At 63.4% G+C, this 21,148-nt stretch carries 20 protein-coding genes, 1 tRNA gene and 1 pseudogene; 11 read left to right on the top strand and 11 right to left on the bottom strand.

Annotated features, from left to right (window positions below):
- Positions 1-8 precede the first annotated feature (8 nt).
- The 5 genes from VIZ63_RS06215 to VIZ63_RS06195 form a co-directional block, all read right to left on the bottom strand.
- The gene (locus VIZ63_RS06215; RefSeq protein WP_331608663.1) at positions 9-1,097 is read right to left on the bottom strand and encodes a sensor histidine kinase; all 1,089 of its coding nucleotides are present in this window, start codon (positions 1,095-1,097) and stop codon (positions 9-11) included.
- A 12-nt stretch (positions 1,098-1,109) separates the two neighbouring features.
- Positions 1,110-2,033, bottom strand: coding sequence for an NAD(P)-dependent oxidoreductase (locus tag VIZ63_RS06210; protein ID WP_331608662.1), 924 nt, complete (start codon positions 2,031-2,033; stop codon positions 1,110-1,112).
- A 101-nt stretch (positions 2,034-2,134) separates the two neighbouring features.
- Entirely contained in the window at positions 2,135-2,593 is a 459-nt protein-coding gene (locus VIZ63_RS06205; protein ID WP_331608661.1) for a DUF4124 domain-containing protein, read from the bottom strand.
- A gap of 411 nt (positions 2,594-3,004) precedes the next feature.
- Positions 3,005-4,225: an ammonium transporter gene (locus VIZ63_RS06200; RefSeq protein WP_349261137.1), complete on the bottom strand. Its 1,221-nt coding sequence runs from the start codon at positions 4,223-4,225 to the stop codon at positions 3,005-3,007.
- A gap of 272 nt (positions 4,226-4,497) precedes the next feature.
- Positions 4,498-4,836, bottom strand: a complete 339-nt coding sequence (locus VIZ63_RS06195) for a P-II family nitrogen regulator (RefSeq protein ID WP_324314372.1) — start codon at positions 4,834-4,836, stop codon at positions 4,498-4,500.
- Positions 4,837-5,197: 361 nt separating this feature from the next.
- Between VIZ63_RS06195 and ubiK the strand changes: the two genes are divergently transcribed.
- From ubiK to VIZ63_RS06185, 3 genes and pseudogenes are all read left to right on the top strand, one after another.
- Positions 5,198-5,440: a ubiquinone biosynthesis accessory factor UbiK gene (gene ubiK, locus VIZ63_RS06190; RefSeq protein ID WP_331608659.1), complete on the top strand. Its 243-nt coding sequence runs from the start codon at positions 5,198-5,200 to the stop codon at positions 5,438-5,440.
- A gap of 69 nt (positions 5,441-5,509) precedes the next feature.
- Positions 5,510-5,885 (top strand): annotated as a pseudogene (locus VIZ63_RS25370) (GxxExxY protein).
- A 26-nt stretch (positions 5,886-5,911) separates the two neighbouring features.
- The gene (locus VIZ63_RS06185) at positions 5,912-7,456 is read left to right on the top strand and encodes a YifB family Mg chelatase-like AAA ATPase (protein WP_349261132.1); all 1,545 of its coding nucleotides are present in this window, start codon (positions 5,912-5,914) and stop codon (positions 7,454-7,456) included.
- A gap of 3 nt (positions 7,457-7,459) precedes the next feature.
- Here the strand turns inward: VIZ63_RS06185 and VIZ63_RS06180 are convergent, their stop codons facing one another.
- Complete coding sequence (locus VIZ63_RS06180; protein WP_331608657.1) at positions 7,460-7,969, bottom strand: c-type cytochrome; 510 nt, start codon at positions 7,967-7,969, stop codon at positions 7,460-7,462.
- 194 nt (positions 7,970-8,163) lie between these two features.
- Between VIZ63_RS06180 and VIZ63_RS06175 the strand changes: the two genes are divergently transcribed.
- A tRNA-Arg gene (locus VIZ63_RS06175) sits at positions 8,164-8,240 on the top strand.
- 166 nt (positions 8,241-8,406) lie between these two features.
- Here the strand turns inward: VIZ63_RS06175 and VIZ63_RS06170 are convergent.
- The 4 genes from VIZ63_RS06170 to VIZ63_RS06155 all read right to left on the bottom strand — a co-directional run bounded on the left by VIZ63_RS06170 (position 8,407) and on the right by VIZ63_RS06155 (position 11,694).
- Positions 8,407-9,072, bottom strand: coding sequence for a putative quinol monooxygenase (locus tag VIZ63_RS06170; protein ID WP_331608656.1), 666 nt, complete (start codon positions 9,070-9,072; stop codon positions 8,407-8,409).
- Positions 9,073-9,222: 150 nt separating this feature from the next.
- The gene (locus VIZ63_RS06165) at positions 9,223-10,158 is read right to left on the bottom strand and encodes an NADP-dependent oxidoreductase (protein WP_331608655.1); all 936 of its coding nucleotides are present in this window, start codon (positions 10,156-10,158) and stop codon (positions 9,223-9,225) included.
- A gap of 112 nt (positions 10,159-10,270) precedes the next feature.
- Positions 10,271-11,161: an aldo/keto reductase gene (locus tag VIZ63_RS06160; protein ID WP_331608654.1), complete on the bottom strand. Its 891-nt coding sequence runs from the start codon at positions 11,159-11,161 to the stop codon at positions 10,271-10,273.
- 125 nt (positions 11,162-11,286) lie between these two features.
- Positions 11,287-11,694, bottom strand: a complete 408-nt coding sequence (locus VIZ63_RS06155; protein ID WP_331608653.1) for a (R)-mandelonitrile lyase — start codon at positions 11,692-11,694, stop codon at positions 11,287-11,289.
- Positions 11,695-12,233: 539 nt separating this feature from the next.
- Here VIZ63_RS06155 and VIZ63_RS06150 point away from each other — a divergent pair.
- Positions 12,234-13,067, top strand: a complete 834-nt coding sequence (locus VIZ63_RS06150; protein ID WP_331608652.1) for a uroporphyrinogen-III synthase — start codon at positions 12,234-12,236, stop codon at positions 13,065-13,067.
- A 3-nt stretch (positions 13,068-13,070) separates the two neighbouring features.
- Here VIZ63_RS06150 and VIZ63_RS06145 read toward each other — a convergent pair whose 3' ends face one another.
- Positions 13,071-13,694, bottom strand: a complete 624-nt coding sequence (locus tag VIZ63_RS06145; RefSeq protein ID WP_331608651.1) for an XRE family transcriptional regulator — start codon at positions 13,692-13,694, stop codon at positions 13,071-13,073.
- 140 nt (positions 13,695-13,834) lie between these two features.
- On the opposite strand from VIZ63_RS06145, the gene VIZ63_RS06140 reads away from it, so the two are divergent.
- The 6 genes from VIZ63_RS06140 (at position 13,835) to VIZ63_RS06115 (ending at position 21,142) form a co-directional block, all read left to right on the top strand.
- Positions 13,835-15,022, top strand: coding sequence for an FAD-dependent oxidoreductase (locus tag VIZ63_RS06140; protein ID WP_331608650.1), 1,188 nt, complete (start codon positions 13,835-13,837; stop codon positions 15,020-15,022).
- Between the two features lie 154 nt (positions 15,023-15,176).
- Positions 15,177-15,449, top strand: a complete 273-nt coding sequence (locus tag VIZ63_RS06135) for a sarcosine oxidase subunit delta (RefSeq protein WP_331608649.1) — start codon at positions 15,177-15,179, stop codon at positions 15,447-15,449.
- On the top strand, positions 15,446-18,244 hold the full coding sequence (locus VIZ63_RS06130; protein WP_331608648.1) for a glycine cleavage T C-terminal barrel domain-containing protein: 2,799 nt from the start codon (positions 15,446-15,448) through the stop codon (positions 18,242-18,244). The genes VIZ63_RS06135 and VIZ63_RS06130 overlap by 4 nt, the downstream gene beginning before the upstream one ends.
- The gene (locus tag VIZ63_RS06125) at positions 18,241-18,783 is read left to right on the top strand and encodes a hypothetical protein (protein WP_331608647.1); all 543 of its coding nucleotides are present in this window, start codon (positions 18,241-18,243) and stop codon (positions 18,781-18,783) included. The genes VIZ63_RS06130 and VIZ63_RS06125 overlap by 4 nt, the downstream gene beginning before the upstream one ends.
- Positions 18,780-20,126: a type III glutamate--ammonia ligase gene (glnT, locus tag VIZ63_RS06120; protein WP_331608646.1), complete on the top strand. Its 1,347-nt coding sequence runs from the start codon at positions 18,780-18,782 to the stop codon at positions 20,124-20,126. Before VIZ63_RS06125 ends, glnT begins: the two co-directional genes overlap by 4 nt.
- Positions 20,127-20,245: 119 nt before the next feature.
- Positions 20,246-21,142, top strand: a complete 897-nt coding sequence (locus VIZ63_RS06115) for a glutamine amidotransferase family protein (protein ID WP_331608645.1) — start codon at positions 20,246-20,248, stop codon at positions 21,140-21,142.
- Positions 21,143-21,148: the final 6 nt, after the last annotated feature.

Raw genomic sequence — 21,148 nt, 5'->3', positions numbered from 1 at the left:
CTTCCCGTTCATTTTCCCTCTTGCCCGTCAGCATACGGGAAGACGAGGCGTGCGGAAAATTCGCCCTCTGTCTGACGTGTCTCGATGTGGGCACGGCCCGGCCAGGCCAGCTCCAGGCGCTGACGGATGTTTTCCAGCGCCATCCGGTTGCCCTCACGTTCGTCGTAGCCTGATTGTGCCGGGATGGGGTTGCGTACCTCGATCTCGACGTTGCGCTCCTTGCGGCATCCCGTAATCGTTACGACTCCGCCTGCAGGCAGCATTTCGATGCCGTGATACACGGCGTTTTCCAGCAGCGGCTGCACGATCAGGCTGGGCACCATCGTGTTCAGCGGCAGATCGTCGAGATGCCACTCGACCCTCAGCCTCGAGTCCAGGCGCAACTGCTCGATGCGCTGATGAGTGCGGGCAATGTCCAGTTCTTCGCGCAGCATGATCATCGTGTCCGCCTCCGCGAGACTCGCGCGAAACAGATCAGCGAGGTCTTCCACGGCCTGTTCGGCGCTGCGGGGATTGGTACGGGTCAGCGCCGCGATGGTGTTCATGCTGTTGAACAGGAAGTGCGGGCGGATGCGCGCCTGCAGGGCGCGAATGCGCGCCAGCGCTTCCATTTCGATGCTGCGTTTCCACTCTGCGCTGACGTAGAAGTAACGCAGCGCGAGCGCGCTGACGATGAACCCCACGGCGATATTGCGCAGCAGGAAATTCACGTGCGCATTGGGATAGAGCCGGCTCGATTCCAGATTGCCGGGACCCCACGCGCTACCGATCTGGTAGACCACTTCCGACACGATGCCGACGGTCGCGACCAGCAGGCCGATTGCGATCATCGCGGCGCGCGCTGCCGGCAGGCGTTGCAGCCACAGCCGGATGCGGCACAGCACGGCCGCGCAGATCAGTCCCACCCACAGCAGGAACAGTGACGAGCTCGCCAGATCGATCCAGAAGTTTTCGTGCAGCGCCTGCCGTGCGATGGCGAAGATGATCGCGACCAGTTCGGCGATCAGGACGATGGCCAGGACCGCGGGTCCCTGGCAGAAATCGGGCAGGAACAATCGGGTGGCGGAGCCGCGGGTGCTGGATTCGCTCGCGGACATCGCGACCTGACTTCAGGACTTGTCGGCGCGTTTGGGGTCGGCCGCCGCCGCCGCGAACAGGGCGTCCTTGAGATGGAACAGCGTCGAGATGTCTTCGTCGCCGTGTCCCTGCTCGATCAGCCGCCGGTAATGGACCAGCGTCATTTCGATCAGCGGCAGCTGCACGCCGTGGCGCTGGGCCATGGCCTGACAGATCTTGAGGTCCTTTTCGTGCAGACGCACACGGAAGCCGGCGGGATAGCTGTCGCGCACGATGTTCGGCGCACGGTTCACGAAGTACCAGCTCGAGCCCGCGCCCTTGCCGAGGGTTTCGATGAGCTTGTCGAGCGGCAGGTCCTCGGCTTTGGCGAACGCCATGGCCTCGGCGACTGCCTGAATGACGCCGGCGCACATGATCTGATTCGTGGCCTTCGCGGCCTGTCCGGCGCCCGTGGCGCCGAAATGCGTAACGGCGCGGCCCATGGCTTCCAGCACCGGTCGCGCGCGCTCGAAAGCCGTCGCATCGCCACCGCACATGATGGCCAGCGTACCGTCACGGGCACCTTCGACGCCGCCGCTCACCGGTGCATCGATGAAGTGTGCGCCGCGTTCGCGCAACCGATGCGCTGCGGCGCGCGCGGTGTTGGCGCTGACGGTGGAGCAGTCGATGACGAGCGTGTCGCGCCGGAGATTCGGCAGCAGCGCGTCGACCATGGCGAGCACGTCGTCGTCGGCGGAGACACACATCACGATGGCATCGCACAGGGGCGCCAGATCGGCCGGGGTCTGCACCATCGCGCAGCCGGATTCGCGACTCATGGCTTCCGCTTTCGCAGGTGTGCGATTCCACACCGCCGTGAGCAACTGATGCTTGTGAAGATTGCGGGCCATCCCCATGCCCATCGCACCGAGCCCGATGAAGCCGGTACGCCGCAGAACAGGCAGAGGGGTAGTCATCGGCGAACAGAACTCCGGGAAGTAAGGGCGTAGCGCGGCTGGGGATTGTACGTCTGCGCCACCCGGAATTTCACCGCCGGGTCATGGGATCCGGCGGCCGATTACTTGCAGAACTCGTCCATCGTCGACTTCGCGCTGTTGCGCGCGCCGTCGAGCTCGGCGTCGCTCAGGTAGCGGCGTTCGCCATTGGCGCCCGTCTCGTAGAGACGCTGGGAGGTCGCATATTTTTCATAGCGCTCGCGTGCCTTCACACAGCGATCGGCTTTGTCCTTGGCGCTGAGATCGGCTGCCGCCCGCTGATCAGCCTGCGCGGCGGAAGTTTGCTGTCTGGATTGAGCCGTGGCGTTGAGCTGGGCCAGCTCCGCCTGCTGCCGGGCCTGGACCTCGACGACGTCCGTCTTGCGCGACTGAACGTTGAGCCGTTCCGCCGGCAGAGTCGGGGGCTTGTCGGTGTACTGCACGTTGCCCTGCGCGTCCTTGAACATGTAGACGTCGGCGTGGGCAGCACCGGCGCACAGCGCGAACGTGGCAGCAGCCAGGGTCAATGAATATCGCAGCATCGCCATCTCCAGACGTTGACTCGAAGCGCCCGCGAAATCCGCTGGCGACAGTGCGCAGCTGACACAACGCGACCACGAGTGTGCTCGCATCGGTCGTCGAATCCTTTGATGCGGGTCACCGTTATACCCGCTACCCGCCTCTCCGACAGTGCCGTTCCATGCCACCGGCTGCAGTCGTTATAGCCACGTCCGAAGCCAGTTTCATCAATGACAACAGAGGCTTGTAGCGGTCCAGTGCCCATCGGAATCGACGCGGCCGAGTCTATCAGGAAGGGTCGCAGGCGGGATTAAGGCAAGTGCCTGCACGATGCGGGATTGTGGGGTGCGTCACGTTCCGGGCCCCCAAAAGGAAACGGGCGCTTGCGCGCCCGTTTCCTGTGCTGACGGCCGGATGGCCGCTGGCATCGACGGTCAGAGGTTGTAGCCGCGCTCGTTGTGCAGCGTGAGATCGAGGCCTTCTTCCTCCTGCTCCGCTGTGACCCGCAGACCGACGATCAGGTCGACGATCTTGAGCAGGATGAACGAGACCACCGCCGTGAACACGATGGTGAAGAGCACGCTCTTGGTCTGAATCCAGACCTGGCTCGCGATGGTGGCGCCTTCGGTGGGTTCCCACACGCCGCCCATGGCCGGGAAGGCGAAGATGCCCGTCAGGATCGCACCGACGATACCGCCGACACCGTGCACGCCGAAGACATCCAGCGAGTCGTCGTAGCCCAGGGCCCGCTTGACCGTGGTTGCGAAGAAGAAGCAGAGCAGGCCAGCGGAAACACCGATGACCAGCGCACCGACAGGACCAACGGTGCCGCAGGCGGGCGTGATACCTACCAGGCCTGCAATGGCGCCCGACGCCATACCCAGCAACGAAGGTTTACCGTGTTTGATCCACTCGGCGAACATCCAGGCCAGCGCAGCCGTGCCCGTGCAGATCTGCGTGACCAGCATCGCCATACCTGCGGTCTGGCCGGCGGCGAGTGCACTGCCGCAGTTGAAGCCGAACCAACCCACCCACAGAATCGCGGTACCGATGAGCGTCAGCGTGAGGTTGTGCGGAGGCATCGGCGTGGTCGGGTAGCCCTTGCGCTTGCCGAGCATGATGGCAGCGACCAGACCGGCGATACCCGCATTGATGTGCACGACCGTGCCGCCTGCGAAGTCCAGCACGCCCCAATCCCACATGAGGGCGCCATCACCGCTCCACACCATGTGAGTCATGGGTGCGTAGCAGAACGTGAACCAGAGGCCGAGGAACAGCAGCGTGGCCGAGAACTTCATGCGCTCTGCGAACGCACCGACGATCAGCGCCGGGGTGATGATGGCGAAGGTCATCTGGAAGGTGGCGAACACCGACTCAGGAATCGTCCCGGTGAGGGATTCAGTCGTGAGGCCGGCGAACATCACCTTGTCGAAGCCGCCGATGATCGAATTGAGGCCGAATACGCCAGCCTCCATTCCCGTCGTATCGAAGGCCAGGCTGTAGCCGTAGACCGTCCAGAGCACGGTGATCAGGCCCGTCGCGCCGATACACTGCATCAGCACTGAAAGAATGTTCTTGGAGCGCACCATGCCGCCGTAGAAAAGCGCAAGGCCGGGGATGCACATGAAAAGAACGATGGCCGTTGCCGTCAGCATCCAGGCCGTGTCGCCGCTGTCGAGAGTCGGCGCGGCTTCTTCCGCTGCTTCGGCGGCCGGAGCGGCTTCTTCAGTCGCCACTGTTGCTTCTGCTGCGGTGATTTCTGTCGGCGCCGAGTCCTGCGCCAGCGCCATTTCGGGCCCGACGAACGTCAGTGCGAGTAGCACTGCGCTCCACAGGTAAGTGAGCACGCGGCTCGTGGACCAAGGTCTTTTCACTGTCGTTCTCCTACGGGAAGAATTTATTTGATTGCCAGGAGGTGCTCGAAAAACTAAACCGCCTCGACGCCTGTCTCGCCAGTACGAATGCGAACCGCTTGCTCGAGATTGATTACGAAAATCTTGCCGTCGCCGATCTTGCCGGTGCGTGCGACGTTGGTGATTGCCTCGACCACCTGTTCGGCGATCGAGTCGTCGACGGCCAGCTCGATCTTGGTCTTGGGGAGAAAATCCACCCGATACTCCGCTCCCCGATACAGCTCGGTGTGCCCGCGCTGCCGGCCAAAGCCCTGCACTTCGGTGACCGTGATGCCTTGAACGCCGATATCCGCGACGGCCTGACGGACGTCATCCAGCTTGAATGGCTTGATGATCGCGGTTATCAACTTCATCGCATTCCGGCTCCTGGAAGGTCATGGGCGCGAGCGGCGAAGATTCGTAGCAAACGTTCCAGCACTCGTTTCGCGCCGCATCGGAAATGCACTTTCTGTGCCACGAAATCGGCGGGATGAAACACTGGCGCGGCCTAGGCGGGATACAAGGACCGCACTCGATTAGTGCGCTTTTTTGACGCAGACGCCTCGTGTTGGCGCAGAATCAAGTGGATTCCGCCTGAAACGCCGTGCGAAGCCGGCGACAGGCCAGCGAAAAGGGTGCACCGCGCCCGCAGCGACGGCCAATCGCTCGCAGCTTGCCTTGCCGGTATGCGCTCCCTAGAGTTCAGCGATTCCCTCGCCAAGGCTGTTGTTTCCCATGGATCCCAGAAGCATCGACGATCTCGCCCGCCGGCTCGCATCCTCCGTTCCCGAGGGCCTCAGCGCCGTGCGCCGGGACCTCGAAGCGAATTTCAAAGCCGTCCTGCAATCGGGCCTGTCGAAGCTCGATCTCGTGACCCGTCAGGAATTCGATGTCCAGGCCGGCGTCCTGCGCCGCACCCGCGAAAAACTCGAAGCGCTGGAAGCGCGGTTGGCGGCGGTGGAGAAGCCGAAGAGCTAAGAGACGCTAAGAGTTTCCACGGGGAACACGGGGTATCACGGGTTCGGAATAGCATTGGAAGGACGGCAAGTGGCAAAGGAATGCCCGCTCGACATCATCGACCGTACGCTGACGGCAGCCACAACCGTACATCGCCACCTTTGCCCGGCGTTGCTCGAGTCGTTGTACGAATCCGCACTCGTGTACGAACTGCGGCAGGCAGGTATCGCGGTGCGAAGACAGGCACCGCTTCCAGTCATCTATCGGGGTGTCGACCTCGGAATTGGCTTTCGTGCCGACCTGCTCGTCGCATATTTCGCAGCTGCTGGCGTATCTACGACTCGGCGACATACGCGTTGGATCTATTTTGAACTTCAATCGCCGGCTGCTGAAGGACGGAATCCGGCGCGTTTCTCTGTTTGATTCCGCCCCCGTGATACCCCGTGATCCCCGTGGAGACTTCTGAATCTTGATTTAAAGGAGCGCCAAGGAATGGCAATGGCAACGGTTCTGAGTCGTGCGCAGCACGGCATGGACGCGCCGCAGGTGCGCGTTGAGGTGGATATCAGCAATGGACTGCCCGCGTTCACGATCGTGGGTTTGCCGGAAGCGGTGGTCAAGGAAAGCAAGGATCGCGTGCGCGCTGCGATCGCCAACTGCAACTTCGAAATGCCCGCCGGTCGTATCACGGTGAATCTGTCGCCGGCGGATCTGCCGAAGGAGGGAGGTCGATTCGATCTGCCGATCGCGCTCGGCATTCTCCTGGCCTCGGGACAGCTGCCTGGCGCAAACCTCGAATGCTGCGAGCTGTACGGCGAGTTGTCCCTCAGTGGCGAAGTGCGGCCGGTGAAGGGCGCATTACTCTCGGCGCTGGCTGCGTCCCGGGTCGGGCACTCATTGATCGTGCCGCCGGCGAACGCGCAGGAGGCACAGCTCGTCACGCAGTGTCGCGTCGCCGTCGCGACCCATCTTCTCGAAGTGGCCGCGCATGCGACGCAGTCGCGGACTCTGAGCTTCAAGGCCGGTGAATCATTGCCGGCCGCGACAGCGAATGCTCTCGATCTGGGCGACGTGCGCGGTCAGCAGCATGCGCGCCGCGCGCTGGAGATTGCCGCCGCCGGGCAACACAGCCTGCTGTTCATCGGCCCGCCGGGTACCGGCAAAAGCATGCTGGCGCAGCGCTTGCCGGGACTATTGCCGCCGATGAGCGAGCAGGAGGCGCTCGAGGTCGCGGCCGTGCGCAGCATCTGTGGCGCGGCCTTGCGGCTCGATGAATGGCGGATCCGGCCGTTCCGTTCACCGCATCACACGGCTTCGGCGATTGCGTTAGTGGGCGGCGGTGCGATGCCACGACCCGGTGAGATCTCGCTGGCGCACAACGGTGTGTTGTTTCTCGACGAACTGCCGGAATTCGGGCGGCGCGTTCTGGAAGTGCTGCGCGAACCCATGGAGAACGGCTACATCACCGTGTCGCGGGCTGCGCAGCAGCTGGAATTTCCCGCCAGCTTTCAGCTCATCGCGGCTATGAATCCCTGCCCGTGCGGCTACCTCGGCGATTCGCAGGGACGCTGCCGTTGCAGCCTGGACAAGATCGAGAAATATCGGGCGCGGATCTCCGGACCGGTGCTCGATCGACTGGACATGCATGTCGAAGTGCCGCGTGTTGCCCCGCATGCGCTCCATGGCGAAGGAGCCGGCATCGAATCGAGTGCAGTGGTTGCCGAACGGGTGCGCTGCGCGAGAGAACTGCAGTCAGCGCGGCAGGGCAAGGCCAACGCCAGGCTCGGTAACCGCGAGATGACGATGCATTGCCGTGCCAGTCGTCAGGCAGCAGCCATGCTCGAGCGTGCGACGGCCGCGCTGGGCCTGTCGGCACGGGCGCATCACCGGATACTGCGAGTGGCGAGAACGATTGCCGATCTCGCCGGCACGGACGAGATCGGGGAGAACCAGGTAGGAGAGGCGATCGCCTTGAGGAGATTCGATCGCAGCCGGGCGAACGGCGCGGTGACGCCGTCGCCGGTCAGTGGGGGATGACGGTTACTTGCTTGCCGCGACCATGAAATCGACGGCATTGATGACGGACTTGTCGGCCAGGTCGACGCGTCCGCCCTTCGGCGGCATGAAGCCGGCCTGACCCTGGAAGCCTTCGATCGCATGCTTGTGCAATGTGTCCAAGCCCTTGGCGATGCGCGGGGCCCAGGCAGCCTTGTCGCCATTCTTGGGTGCTCCGGCCACGCCGGCGCCATGGCACGCGATGCAGGCCATGTTGTAGACCTCTTCGCCGGGCAGTTCGGCAGCGGGGGCGGCGGCCTGCGGTTTGGCGGCGGCCAGCGCTGAATTGTCCTGACCGCTGACGGCCACCTTGGCGACCGGGGCAATCCGGTCATTGACCGCGGCCTGCATGGCCGGGTCCTGGAGCACGTGCGCTTCCTGCGTATCGACGGCGACATTGCGCGCCAGGAAATAGATGCCCAGGGCAATCAGAATCAGCACGCCCAGGACCAGCGTGAAGATATTGAAGAACTTCTTATCGTGCGCAGCGCTCACAGCGGCTCCAGAAAAGGGGATGGCCCAAACGGGGGCGCGCAGTATAGCGGCCTGCCGGCAGGCCTCAAACCGCAAAAAAACATGAAGGAAATCCGCGACGAGGGTTTTTCAGCGCTTCCGATCGATGCCTCAAGCCCTCTCGGGTTGGACCCCGAGGGGTGTCGACCCGTAATATCTCGCCGCCGCCGCAGCACGCGCCCGTAGCTCAGCTGGATAGAGTACTGCCCTCCGAAGGCAGGGGTCACTGGTTCGAATCCAGTCGGGCGCACCAGCTTTTCAAAGCGCAGTAGCTGCGGGCAGCGGCGGCTGGACGCGGAATTAGCGTAGCGTTTGTGGCGGAATCGGGCGCCCGACCCAGTCTCCGAATGACGATTTGTGGGACTTTGCGGTCATTCCCAAGCCAAGCACGGCAGCGGATCAGACACGGTCCGCGAGCCTCACATGCAAGTGACGGAACCGACCGCCTGGACTGGCGGCTGCGCGGCAAGCATGATCGGGTTTGCGAGCGGAAGCTCGAGCGACCTCACCATCCTTTCAGTCCCGTTCTTGTACTTGAGGAAGTGGGGCGTCTGGATGTGCGACTCATACGCCTCCCGGCCGGCGTAGACCTCCAGCAGCCGAACCTGCGAAGCGTCCTCGGCGTATTGGACCGAGTGGAGCATCAGGACCCCCGGCTCCAGCCGGACCGAAGCTTCCTGTTCCTCGGTGAGCAAGGCTTTGTAGGCATCCATCTGCGTGGGATCGACACCAATGACCGCGATGCGGACCATCAAGCCCTGCGCGACGGCCGGAGGGATGGTCCCTCCCTTGGCGCAGAGCAGGATCGGGTTGACGGGGACCAGCCTTTGCGACCTCAGCATCCGCTGAGCTGCGGCCTTGTACTTGAGGAAGTGAGGCGTCCTGATGTGCGACTCATAGGCTTCCTGACTGGCATAGGCCTCGAGCACGCAGACTTGCGTGGGGTCATCGGCGAGTTGAACAGCGTGCATCATCAGCACGCCCGGCTCGAGCCGGGTGGAGGCTTCCAGGTTTTCGGCGCCGACTGCCCTGAACGCGCCGAGCTGCGCGGGATCGACTTCCAGTTCCCAAAGGCGAATCACCATGCCTTCAGAGCGCGGCGCGGGGGCGTTTTGCTCCACAGATCTCCCGACAGTTTGCGAGCACGCTGCGACGGCGACTCCAAGCATGACAAGAAGCCCCAGCATCAGTGCCGACGCATCGTTGCTTCTACCTGCGTACATCGCGGGCTCGGATCAGAAGGTCAGGACAATACGGCCCCACAGGCCGCCGGTCTCGAGCAGCCGGTGAGCCTCTACGGCCTGCTCGGCAGGAAGGGCTCTGGCAACCCGGAGCGTGATGCGGCCCGCGTCGGTCAACTCGCGAAGGCGATTGAGCGCGCTTCGATTGCGGGAGTAGTCGGGCACGAAAGTGCGTTCAGTGACGATCCCGCGCTCGGTTGCGAGCGGCGCGCCAGGAGCCGACGTCACGATGCGACCGCCGTCACGAACCGCGCGCGCTACGGACACGACGATCCCCGCAGTGTCGACGAGTCCATCAACCCCTTGGGGTATCTCCTGGCGCACGAGCTCAGGGAAGTCCTCCCCTCGGGGAAAGACGATGTCGGCACCGAGTTCCTTCACTCTGTGAAGGTCGCCGGGAGCCGCGTCCGCTATCACGCGGAAACCGTCCGCCTTGGCCAGCTGCACGGCGTAGCCGCCGACTGCGCCGGCCCCGCCGACCACGGCCACGCTGCCGCCAGTCGGAAGCTTCAGAAGATCGAGCGCCATGCAGGCCGTCAGTCCGTTCATCGGCAGCGTGGCGGCTTCGACGTCCGAGGCGTTGGCTGGAGCGCGTACGACCGAGTCCGCGGGGACGACAAGATAGTCGGCGTAAGCGCCGTGTGTCCCGGAGACGACGGCGATTGCGATGACGCGGTCGCCGACAACAAGATCGGTGCTGACGCCGTCGCCGATACGATCGACCACGCCCGCCGCCTCCATGCCGGGAACATAGGGTGGCGCGGCGTCGGAGACGAAGGCCAATCCTTTGCGAACCATCGCATCGACCGGGTTGACGGTTGCGGCGGCCACGCGAATCCGGATCTCGCCCGACCGCACCTCCGGCAGGGGCAGGTCGAGAGCCCGCAGCACCTCGGGGCCTCCGAACTCGGACAATCCTATGGCTCTCATGACGGCTTGTCTCCTCGAGTAGGGCGCTCGGACAGCCGCGCCCGGTAACGTCGGACTGATTCCTGAGCCGCGCCCGCGACCCCGGGGAATGTCCCTCGCCCGGTGCGGTGGTTCAGCTCTTCCCGGTCGTTGTTTCGGCCTGACGCTTCTTGCCGAACACAGGGAACATCCTCGCCTCGCCATAGTCGGTGCCGTCCCGGACGCTCCGCAGCGTATCCATGTCCGCATCGGAGATTGCGAAGTCGACAGCGGCGTTGTCGCGCATGTGCGCTGGGTTCACGGTCTTGGGCAGCGGCAGGAGTTCGAGTTGCAGGCAGTAGCGGATGCAGAGCTGCGGGACGCTCACGCCGTAGCGGTCGGCCATCGCCCGCAAGCCCGCATCCTTCAGCACCGCGCCGTGCGCAACCGGCGAATAGGCCTCGACCAGGATGCCCTTCGAATTGGAATAGTCGATAAGGTCGAAGGGCGTGTTGCCGACATGCGCCAGCACCTGGTTCACCATCGGTGCGACGCTGCAGGTGGCGAGCAGGTTGTCGATGTCGGCCCGCTCGAAGTTGGAGACACCGATCGCACGAAGCTTGCCGGCGCGATATGCACCTTCGAGCGCGCGCCAGGCCTCTGCATTGCCCTCGAAATAGTGCTCGCCCTCCCGGAACTCCGCCCAAGGCTGCGGACTGTGGATCAGCATGAGATCGATGTGGTCGAGCCCCAGGGCCCGCAGCGATCCTTCGATGCGTTCCTGGGCGTCGGCATAGCTCTTGCTCTCGGCCGCGAGCTTGGTCGTGACGAAAACCTGGTCACGCGGAACGCCGCTGCTGCGCACACCTTCGCCAACCCCGCGCTCGTTGGCATAGGCCTGGGCGGTGTCGATGTGCCGATATCCGATGTCGATGGCGTCGCGTACCGCGCGGGCCGCGTCGTCGTCCCCGATCATCCAGGTGCCGAAGCCGAGCTTCGGAATGGAAACCCCGTTGGCCAGGGTGAAGGTCTCTTCCAGAATCATGATTAGAGCCTTTCGATTTTAAAGTTTAAAGGTGGGTGACATCGCGCACGATGGCCTCTGAAAGCGCCTGCTTCCGCGCCTGAGTCTTGTCGGGCCAGAGTTTCACGATCAGGTGCGGCACTGGATCAGTCCCCGCCAACCGGGGCGAGATATTGCTCGGTGACCTTCTCCATCCAGGTCACCGGCGAACCGTTCACCGACTCCTGAATGGCGACGTGGGTCATGGCCTCATGCTGCGTCGCGCCATGCCAATGCTTGTGCTCGGCTGGGCACCACACGATGTCGCCAGCGCGGAACTCGAGCTTCGGCCCACCCTCCACCTGCGTCCAGCCCACTCCCTCAGTGACGATCAGCGTCTGGCCCGCCGGATGCGTGTGCCATGCCGAGCGCGCACCGGGGTCAAAGTGGACGATCGCGCCATTCACGCGGGAGGGATCCGGTCGCTGGAATTGACCGCTGACCGTGACCTTGCCGGGGAAGTACTCGGCGGCCCCTTCCAGCGTCTTCATCGCTGCCTTTCGGGTGATATCCATCGTTCTTCCTTCCTTGGGGTCGCCGGAGCAGTCACAAGCGCTGCGAGCGCGAGCGGCAGTAATTGCCGATAAATGCCCGCCAAACTGTCAGCGGCGGCGCAGCACGACTGGCGTCGGCAGCAGGGGCCCAGCGGCGGCGCGATCGTAGTCCGAACGGCGATACATATTCGTTATCTTTATTCAGCGCGGGGCGCCACTCACACACGGCTCTTCGAGCCGGATCGTTCGCAGTCGCGACTGGAGCGGGCAGTGACTACATTGGGTCACCTGGTTCGTCCGGCGCGCCGACACGTCAAATGGCCTCGCGAAGGCATCCGGTCGTTTCACCCACTCGGGCGCGCGGAGTCGCCAAGCCAGTTGGCTGGCTGCCGCCGCTTCGCAACGAAGCGCTTGCATCCCGGCAGCCTCCTTTTGTGGGTCCGGCTTTCCTGCGGGACTTCCTTCGGTCGTAGCCGGACCGCCCTTGACCACCGATGTTCGATTAAAGTCGACCCCACGAGCCAGCCTGGATCAGGCCGCCATTCGCGTTGACCCACCTCATGTCCACTCAAGAACAGACCCTCGCCGGACGCACGGTTGCCGTGCCCGAAACGCGCGAACTCGACGTTTTCTCGGCAATGCTCGAGCGTCGCGGCGCCACCGTGCTGCGGTGTCCGCTGGTCACGATCCTCGATGCGCCCGATCCGCGGCCGGTGCTGGAGTGGGTGCGCCAATTCAGCACGGGCACGTTTCACGATCTCATCCTGCTGACGGGCGAAGGCCTGCGCCGGATCCTGCGCTGTATCGATCTGCACGCACCTGATCATCGGGACGAATTCATTCGTGCGCTGACACGCGTGCGCAAGATCACACGAGGGCCGAAACCTGCACGCGCGTTGCGCGAACTGGGGATGAAGCCGGATATCGCGGCCGAGGTGCCGACGACGGAGGGCGTTATCGCCTCGCTCCGCGCCGCTGGCAGTCTTTCGGCCCGCAGCGTCGGGGTACAGCTGTATGGGACGGAGCCCAATCTGCCGCTGGTGAATTTTTTGCGCGACGCAGGCGCGACGGTCGCGACGGTCGCGCCCTATATATATGCAGACAAGGCTGATGACGTTGCCGTGCGCCAGCTGCTGACGCAGATGGCGAATGGCGACGTCGATGTCATCGCATTCACCAGCACGCCACAGGTCGAACGACTATTCGCCGTCGGACCGCCCGATCTGGTCAAGCGGGCGCTCGAACGCACCGAGATTGCCGCTGTCGGTCCGGTCGTCGCCGATGCGCTGGCGCGTCACGATGTCACCGCGCGGCTGATGCCGCAGGATTCTTTTTTCATGAAGCCGCTGACCAGCGCCATGGAAGACGGGCTCGGTCCGCGCCGCGACTCCTGAGCGCTACTGATCCGCGGGGTAGACGATCGTCGACAGAAAGCGGATCGGCAGTTTGATCAGCATCTGCGGACCATGCGGTACCGCGCCGCTGAAGGTCAGTGTGTCGCCGGGTTTCAACAGATAGCTTTCGCTGCCGTGCCGATAGCGCAGCGAGCCTTCGAGCATGTAGATCATCTCCGTCCCCGGGTGCTCGAAGTCCGGGAAGATCTCGCTCTTGTCGTTGAGCGTGACCAGGAATGGCTCGAACGTCTTGCGCGGACCGCGATCCGATGCGAGCAGATGATAGGTGTGACCGCGCTTCGTGCCGCGCCGTACGACTTCCAGCCCTTCGCCCTTGCGCACCAGCTGCGCATCGCTCGGCTGCGCCTGCAGGCCGCGGAACAGCGTCGGCAAATCGGCTCCGAGCGCTGCTGCCACGGCCGCAACCGTTTCGAGACTCGGACTGACCGCGCCCGTTTCCAGCCGGCTCAACATGGCCTGACTGATCTGTGCGCGCTCGGCGACATCGGCGAGTGTCAGGCTCTGGGCGGAGCGCAGGCGTCTGATCGTGGCGCCGACACTCGCTGCCAATGAGGTCGGTGCAGTCGCCGGCACTGGTTCGGCCCGAGCCGATTTCTGCTTTTTCACCACTTAACCTGTACGCAAACCATTTGACTGGTAGTAAATCACTCTGGCATCTTTCCGGCCAGTCCTCTTGGTAGCACCGCCACTGCCCATTGCTGCGTCTTCTCAGAATCGGCCTGTCCAAACGCTATCCCGAGCCGCGCATGTTTCGCCGGCCCGCGAAGCTGCGCGAGTCCTATGACGTGGTGATCATCGGCGGCGGCGGTCATGGACTCGCCGCGGCGTACTACCTCGCGAAAGATCATGGCATTCGCAACGTCGCGGTACTGGAAAAGGGCTACATCGGCGGCGGCAACACCGGTCGCAACACCACGATCATCCGTTCGAACTACCTCACGCCTGAAGGCGTGCAGTTCTACGACCAGAGCGTGAAGTTGTGGCAGGACCTGTCGTCGGACTTCGATCTCAACCTGTTCTACTCGCAGCGCGGTCACTTCACGCTCGCGCATACCGATGCGTCGATGCGCACGATGCGCTGGCGCGCCGAGGTCAACAAACATTACGGCGTCAAATCCGAAGTCGTCGATGCGGCCCAGGTGAAGCAGGCGTTGCCGATGATGGATATCGAGTGCCGCGGTCATGCACCGGTGCTCGGCGCGCTGTATCACGAACCCGGTGCCATCGCGCGTCACGATGCCGTCGCCTGGGGCTATGGCCGCGGCGCCGACCGGCGCGGCGTCGAGATTCATCAGGAAACCGAAGTCGTCGGCATCGACGTCGACGACGGGCGCGTCAAAGGTGTTCGCACGACGCAGGGCTACATCAGCACGCCGAAGGTGCTGTGCGCGGTCGCCGGATTCACGCCGCGCCTCCTCAGCATGGTCGGCCTGCGCACGCCGATCTACATTCATCCGCTGCAGGCCATGGTTTCCGAGCCGATCAAACCCTGGCTCGATCCGATCATCGTCTCGGGGTCACTGCACGTCTACGTGTCGCAGACCGCGCGCGGCGAACTCGTCATGGGTTCGACCCTCGATCCTTACGAAGTCCATCAATCGCGCTCGACCCTCGATTTCACCGAGTCGCTGTCGGCCCACATGCTCGACCTGTTTCCGTTCCTGTCCGAAGTCAAGGTGGTGCGCCAGTGGGCCGGCCTCGCCGACATGACACCGGATTTCGCGCCGATCATGGGCACGACACCGATCGAAGGTTTCTACCTGGATGCCGGCTGGGGCACATGGGGATTCAAGGCAACGCCGGTGTGCGGCAAGACCATGAGCCACACGGTCGCCACCGGCCACGATCATCCTCTTATCACCGGCTTTGGCTTCGATCGCTTCTCGCGCTTCGAACTCACGGGCGAGAAGGGCGCGGCTTCGGTGGGGCACTGATGAAGAACAATGAGTAACCGCAAAGAACGCATAGAACGCAAATGAAGGCGAACGAACAAGGCAGGCCTGAAGGCGCTTCTCGCAGCGCTCGATTTTCCTTCTATGCGCTCTTTGCGTTCTATGCCGTTACTCCGTGCCTCGTCCGGCCACGCTCATGAAACTCCTGCGCTGCCCACTGAACGGTGTGCGACCGGTGAGCGAGTTTGCTTACGCCGGGGAAGTTCGTGAGATGCCCGATCCGGACGCGTGCACGGACGCGCAGTGGACGGACTACGTGTTCAATCGCAGCGGCGTTGCGGCTGTGAAACGCGAGTGGTGGTGCCACATCGCCTCCGGCTACTGGTTCATTGCGGAACGCGACACGGCGCGTGATGTCGTGATCGACACGTACGCCATTGAGAAGCTGCGTGAAGCGAGTCCCGCATGATGTACCGCCTGCCGCCGCGCAACGATGAATGGATCGATCGCACGCAGTCGATCGCGTTCACGTTCGAAGGCAGGCACCACGAAGGCTTCGCGGGTGACACGATCACCTCGGCGCTTGCTGCCGCCGGAGTGATGATTCTCGGGCGCAGCTTCAAGTATCACCGGCCGCGCGGCATCCTCTCGTTTGCGAATCATGACGTGAACGGGATGTTCCAGATCGGCGGCGTGCCGAATATCCGCGGCGATGTCACCGCGCTGGCGGCAGGGATGGACGTTCTCGCCGTGAACACGATCGGTGGTCTGAGCAACGACCGGGCGCGCTGGATGGATCGGCTCGGGCGCTTCCTGCCGGTGGGGTTCTACTACAAGGCCTTTAATTCCAAGCGATTCTTTCCGCGTTGGGAGCGACTCATCCGCGAGATGAGCGGACTCGGGCGAATCGCCCTCGACGCGCCGCACGTACGCACGCCCAAGCGCTATGCGTTCTGCGACGTGCTGGTGATTGGCGGCGGGTCGGCAGGCGTCAGTGCGGCGAACGCGGCAGCGGACACGGGTGCGAAGGTACTGCTGGTGGATGAGAGTGCACGCGTTGCGTCACTGGACACACGCGTGGAAGTACTGGCGGGTTCGTATGTTGCGGGCGTGTACGCGGACCGCTGGGCTGCGGTAATAGAGCCGCACCGGATGACGAAGGTCCGCGCGGGCGCGATCGTTTTCGCCACCGGTGCGATCGAACAGCCCATTCCATTTCATGACAATGACCTGCCCGGCATCCTGATAGCGTCGGCAGCGCAGCGGCTGCTGCGGCGTCATGCAGTCGCCGTGGGCAGCAAGGTGGTCGTGATCACCTCGACTCTCGGTGGCTACGAGGCTGCGGTCGAACTGCTCGACGCCGGCATCGATGTCACGCACGTCGTTGACCTGAATGAAAACCCCGTCGGCGCGGATCTCATCGCACAGCGAGGCGTAAAGAGCTTCGCCGGGATTCGCAGTCTTGCAGCCGAGGCGAACAGCGCTGGCTGTGTCGCGGCAATTCGCATTGGCGACCGACGTATCGAGTGCGACGCCGTGCTGATGAGCGGCGGCTGGGCCGCTGCAACGCAGCTGCTCCTGCATGTGGGTGGCAAAGTCACGTTCGATGAGCGGACGCAGATGCATCTGCCATCCGAATTGCCGGAAGGCTGCTTCGTCGCGGGACGGATCAATGGCACGTTCGATGACGAGAAGGCACGGATCGAAGGTGAAGTCGCTGGCAATACAGCGGCAGCGTTTGCGGCAAACCCTGCCAGCTCCCGTTCAGGCCAGCCGACCGGTAAGCCAGTTGGCCAGATGGCCCTGAATCCCATCGTCCTCCTTCCCTGCGACCCTCGCGGCAAAGACTTCATCGATTTCGACGAAGACCTCCAGGTGAAGGACATCGAGAACGCCATCCAGGAAGGGTTCGACAGCATCGAGCTGCTGAAGCGCTACACGACGGTCGGCATGGGCCCGTCGCAGGGCAAGCACTCGAATCTCAATGCGGCACGCATTCTCGCGCACCAACGCGGACTCACTTTGAACGATGTGGGACTCACGACCGCGCGACCGATGTACCACCCGGTGCCGATGAAGCATCTCGCCGGACGCGGCTTCACACCGGAGCGCGCAACGCCGATCGAACAGCGGCATCGCGGCGCGGGTGCGGTGTGGATGCTGGCGGGTAACTGGCGGCGACCGGAGTACTACGCGCGTGCCGATGAATCGCGCGAACAAAGTATCGCCCGCGAAGTAGCCGCCGTTCGCAATGCTGTCGGACTGATCGATGTCGGTACGCTCGGCAAGATCGAAGTGTATGGACCGGACGCGGGACTGTTCCTGGATCGCGCCTATGCGGGTCGCTACTCCGACCTCAAGGTCGGCACCACACGCTATGGCCTGCTGCTCGATGAGGCCGGCACGATCGTCGATGACGGAGTGATCGCGCGGTTGCATGAGCAGTGCTACTACTTCACGACGACGACCGGTGGCTCCGCCGGTGTGTATCGCGAGCTGCTGCGATTGAATGCGCTGTGGGGCCTGAACTGCTCGCTCGTGAACGTGACGGGCCATCGCGCCGCCTTCAATCTGGCCGGACCGCGCAGCCGCGAGCTGCTGAGCGCCATGACGTCCGTCAATCTCAACGAAGGCGCGTTTCCGTACCTCGGCGTTCGCGAAGGCATCGTCGGCGGTGCGAGCGCGCGACTGCTGCGGGTCGGCTTCGTCGGCGAACTGGGTTACGAGATTCACGTGCCGTACTCCGCCGCCGCCCACGTCTGGGACTTGTTGCTGGAGTACGGTCGCAAGTTCGATCTGTGCCTTTTTGGTGTCGAAGCGCAGCGCGTGCTGCGCCTGGAGAAAGGACATTTCATCATCGGTCAGGACACGGACGGACTGACGAATCCCTTCGATGCACGGGCGGTCTGGGCCATCAGGATGCAGAAGCCATTCTTCGTTGGTCAGCGCAGCCTGCGGATTCTCGGGCAGCGCAATCCACGTCAGGTGCTGGTGGGCTTCGAAATCGCAGCAAGCGTTCCCGCACTCAAGGAATGCCATCTGGCGATTCAGGACGGAGAGATCGCTGGCCGGGTCACCAGCGTCGCGTACTCGACCACGCTGGGCAAGACCATTGGCCTGGCGATGGTGCAGCCGGCGCTCGCGGACGTCGGCACGACGCTGAAGTTTCGTGTGACCGACGGATCGATGGTGGCCGCTACCGTCTGCCCCACGCCTTTCTATGATCGCGACAATCAGCGGCAGAAGCAGGGGGTAGCGGCGTGAGCGCGGCGACGCTGCAACAGGTCACGCACCTGGCGCGCATTGGTCTGAAGGGCCCGAACGCGGCAGCCTGGCTGCGGCAACAGGGCATCGCCGTTCCGGAGCGTGCGAATTCCTGGTGTGTCACGAACGAGGATGAGCAGAACATCTGCGTGCGCCTGGGCTCGGCGGAATTCTTTCTGGAACAGACGGACGGCAACGTGCTGCGCAGGCTCAACGCCGAGCTGGCAACGTACCTCCCAGGTGTCTATCCCGTGCTGCGCGAAGACTGCGCCGTCCTGCTGTCCGGCGCGGGCGCCGACGAGGTGCTCGCGCAACTCTGCAATGTGAATTTTGCGGCCCTGCGCACCGAAGCGCGCGAGGCTGTGATGACTTTGATGATCGGCGTCGCGGTCACCGTCGTACCGCAGGGCAATGCCGCCCACCGTCGCTATCGCATCTGGTGCGATCCCAGCTACGGCGACTATCTGTGGTCGTCGCTGCAGGACGTCGTCCAGCCTGATCCGGTCGACACAACAAGAGATCTCGGAGGCATCCGATGAATACGGCGGCGGCAAAAGAGGCGGCAAAAGAGTTTCTGCGCAAGAACGATATTCGTTTCGTGCTGGCGCAGTTCGTGGACATTCACGGCGCGGCCAAGGCCAAGGCGGTGCCGGTCGAACATCTCGACATGATTCTCACCGATGGTGCCGGATTCGCCGGCTTCGCGCTCTGGGGCTTCGGCATGGGGCCGCACGGGCCCGACTACATGGCTGTTGGCGATCTCACGACACTGAGCGTGATTCCCTGGATGCCCGGTTACGCGCGCATGGTCTGTAACGGCACGGTCAAGGGCGAGCCGTATCCTTACTGCTCCCGTGTCGCACTCCAACGCCAACTCGACAAGCTCGCGGCACGCGGAATGACGCTCTACACCGGCATCGAGCCCGAGTTCATGCTGTTGTCACGCGGTGCCGGCGGCAAGTTGGGCCCGTCGGATCCCAGCGATGGATTGGAGAAACCCTGCTATGACTACAAGGGTCTCTCGCGTGCCACCGCATTCCTCGATCAGATGGTGTCGTCGCTGCGCAGCGTCGGCATCGATGTCTACCAGATCGATCACGAGGACGCGAACGGCCAGTTTGAAATCAACTTCACCTATGCGGATGCACTGAAGTCGGCAGACAACTTCACGTTCGTGAAGATGGCGGCAAGCGAGATCGCCCGGCAACACGGCATGATCGCGACCTTCATGCCGAAGCCATTCTCCAATCGCACCGGCAGTGGTGCACATTTTCATATCTCCATCGGCGATGCGAACACCAGGAACCTGTTCTACGACGCGAGCGACAGCAACGGCCTGTCACTATCGAAACCGGGTTATCACTTCACCGCCGGCGTTCTGCAGCACGCACGGGCGCTCGCTGCGATCTGCGCACCGACCGTGAATTCCTACAAGCGTCTGGTCGTTGGCCGCGCGCTCTCGGGCGCGACCTGGGCGCCCGCGTACATCGCCTACGGCGACAACAACCGCACTGCGTGTGTGCGCATTCCGGGCGGTCGCCTCGAATTCCGCTTGCCCGACTCCGGCTGCAATCCGTACCTCGTCACTGCAGCCCTGCTCGCTGCGGGTCTCGACGGCATCGATCGCAAACTCGAACCCGGCAAACCGAACAACCGCAACCTGTACGAGTACACGCCCGCGCAACTCGCCGAAGAGGGCATCGGCCTGTTGCCGCAGAACCTTCTCGAAGCCATCGGCGCACTGGAAGCCGATGAAGTCGTCTGCGGAGCCCTCGGCCCCGACCTCTCCAAAGAGTTCATCGCGCTCAAGCGCATGGAATGGGTCGAGTACGCGAGGCACGTGTCGGATTGGGAGACGACGAGGTATCTGGAGTTTTTTTAAGGGCTCACCGGCCAACCGGCTAGCTGGCCAACCGGCACGAACGCCGCGTCCAACGTGTTCTGGCCAGTCAGCCAGTCAGCCAGTCAGCCAGTCGGCCAGTCAGCCATGCGGAGCATCCAATGTGCGGCATAGTCGGTCTGTTACTCAAGAATCCTGCGCTGCGGCCACAGCTCGGCGCGCTCATGGTGCCGATGATGATAGGCATGACCGAGCGCGGTCCGGATTCGGCGGGGCTCGCGGTGTTCACCGAGCCGGTCGAAGCGGGCTCGTACAAGATCAGTCTCTATACCGGTGATCACCTCATCGACTGGAAGTCGTTGCTGGTGAAACTGCGGATGGCATCCGAGGCCAGGTATGAGATCGAGGCCACGGGCAATCACGCGATCCTGACGACGACGGGATCGCCGTCGATCCTCGAGGCGTGGCTGGCGGAGAAGTTGCCCGAGGTGGCGGTGCTGTCGGTCGGTCGCAGCATCGATCTCTACAAGGACATCGGCACGCCCGGCGACATCTGCAAGCGCTACGACTTCGAGCAGCTCGCAGGCACGCACCTCGTGGGTCATACGCGCATGGCGACGGAATCGGCAGTGACGCCGGCGCACGCGCATCCCTTCACTGCGGGACACGACTTCTGTCTCGTGCATAACGGTTCGCTGTCGAACCCGCATCTGGTGCGGCGCAAGCTCGAACCGCTGGGCATCGAGTTCGAAACCGACAATGACACCGAGGCGGCATGTCGCTACTTCGAGTGGCGATTGCGGGAAGGCGACGATCTGAAGACGGCGGTGCAGCGCGGCTTCGAGGAACTCGATGGCTTCTATACCTTCCTGATGGGCACCGACCAGGAACTCGCCATCGTGCGCGATGCCTTTGCCTGCAAGCCAGCCATCGTCGCCGAAACGGATGACTACGTCGCCGTCGCCTCCGAGTTCCGCTCGCTCGCGCACTTGCCCGGCGTCAACAAGGCAAAGCTGTTCGAACCCAAGCCTCAGGAGGTGTACACGTGGAAAGTGTAACCAAGG

The organism is Povalibacter sp. (assembly GCF_036520495.1).
GTDB lineage: Bacteria > Pseudomonadota > Gammaproteobacteria > Steroidobacterales > Steroidobacteraceae > Steroidobacter.
Note: the sequence above shows the minus strand (reverse complement) of the source record. Positions and strands in the feature narration are given on the sequence as shown.

Bases quoted from the DNA above. Each gene is read 5' to 3' on its own strand.
- VIZ63_RS06210 (WP_331608662.1), bottom strand. From the start codon at position 2,033: ATGACTACCCCTCTGCCTGTTCTGCGGCGTACCGGCTTCATCGGGCTC.
- ubiK (WP_331608659.1), top strand. From the start codon at position 5,198: ATGGATCCCAGAAGCATCGACGATCTCGCCCGCCGGCTCGCATCCTCC.
- VIZ63_RS06160 (WP_331608654.1), bottom strand. From the start codon at position 11,161: ATGATTCTGGAAGAGACCTTCACCCTGGCCAACGGGGTTTCCATTCCG.
- glnT (WP_331608646.1), top strand. From the start codon at position 18,780: ATGAATACGGCGGCGGCAAAAGAGGCGGCAAAAGAGTTTCTGCGCAAG.
- VIZ63_RS06130 (WP_331608648.1), top strand. From the start codon at position 15,446: ATGATGTACCGCCTGCCGCCGCGCAACGATGAATGGATCGATCGCACG.
- VIZ63_RS06140 (WP_331608650.1), top strand. From the start codon at position 13,835: ATGTTTCGCCGGCCCGCGAAGCTGCGCGAGTCCTATGACGTGGTGATC.
- VIZ63_RS06135 (WP_331608649.1), top strand. From the start codon at position 15,177: ATGAAACTCCTGCGCTGCCCACTGAACGGTGTGCGACCGGTGAGCGAG.
- VIZ63_RS06205 (WP_331608661.1), bottom strand. From the start codon at position 2,593: ATGCTGCGATATTCATTGACCCTGGCTGCTGCCACGTTCGCGCTGTGC.
- VIZ63_RS06150 (WP_331608652.1), top strand. From the start codon at position 12,234: ATGTCCACTCAAGAACAGACCCTCGCCGGACGCACGGTTGCCGTGCCC.
- VIZ63_RS06170 (WP_331608656.1), bottom strand. From the start codon at position 9,072: ATGGTGATTCGCCTTTGGGAACTGGAAGTCGATCCCGCGCAGCTCGGC.
- VIZ63_RS06115 (WP_331608645.1), top strand. From the start codon at position 20,246: ATGTGCGGCATAGTCGGTCTGTTACTCAAGAATCCTGCGCTGCGGCCA.
- VIZ63_RS06200 (WP_349261137.1), bottom strand. From the start codon at position 4,225: ATGCTGACGGCAACGGCCATCGTTCTTTTCATGTGCATCCCCGGCCTT.
- VIZ63_RS06215 (WP_331608663.1), bottom strand. From the start codon at position 1,097: ATGTCCGCGAGCGAATCCAGCACCCGCGGCTCCGCCACCCGATTGTTC.
- VIZ63_RS06185 (WP_349261132.1), top strand. From the start codon at position 5,912: ATGGCAATGGCAACGGTTCTGAGTCGTGCGCAGCACGGCATGGACGCG.
- VIZ63_RS06195 (WP_324314372.1), bottom strand. From the start codon at position 4,836: ATGAAGTTGATAACCGCGATCATCAAGCCATTCAAGCTGGATGACGTC.
- VIZ63_RS06165 (WP_331608655.1), bottom strand. From the start codon at position 10,158: ATGAGAGCCATAGGATTGTCCGAGTTCGGAGGCCCCGAGGTGCTGCGG.
- VIZ63_RS06155 (WP_331608653.1), bottom strand. From the start codon at position 11,694: ATGGATATCACCCGAAAGGCAGCGATGAAGACGCTGGAAGGGGCCGCC.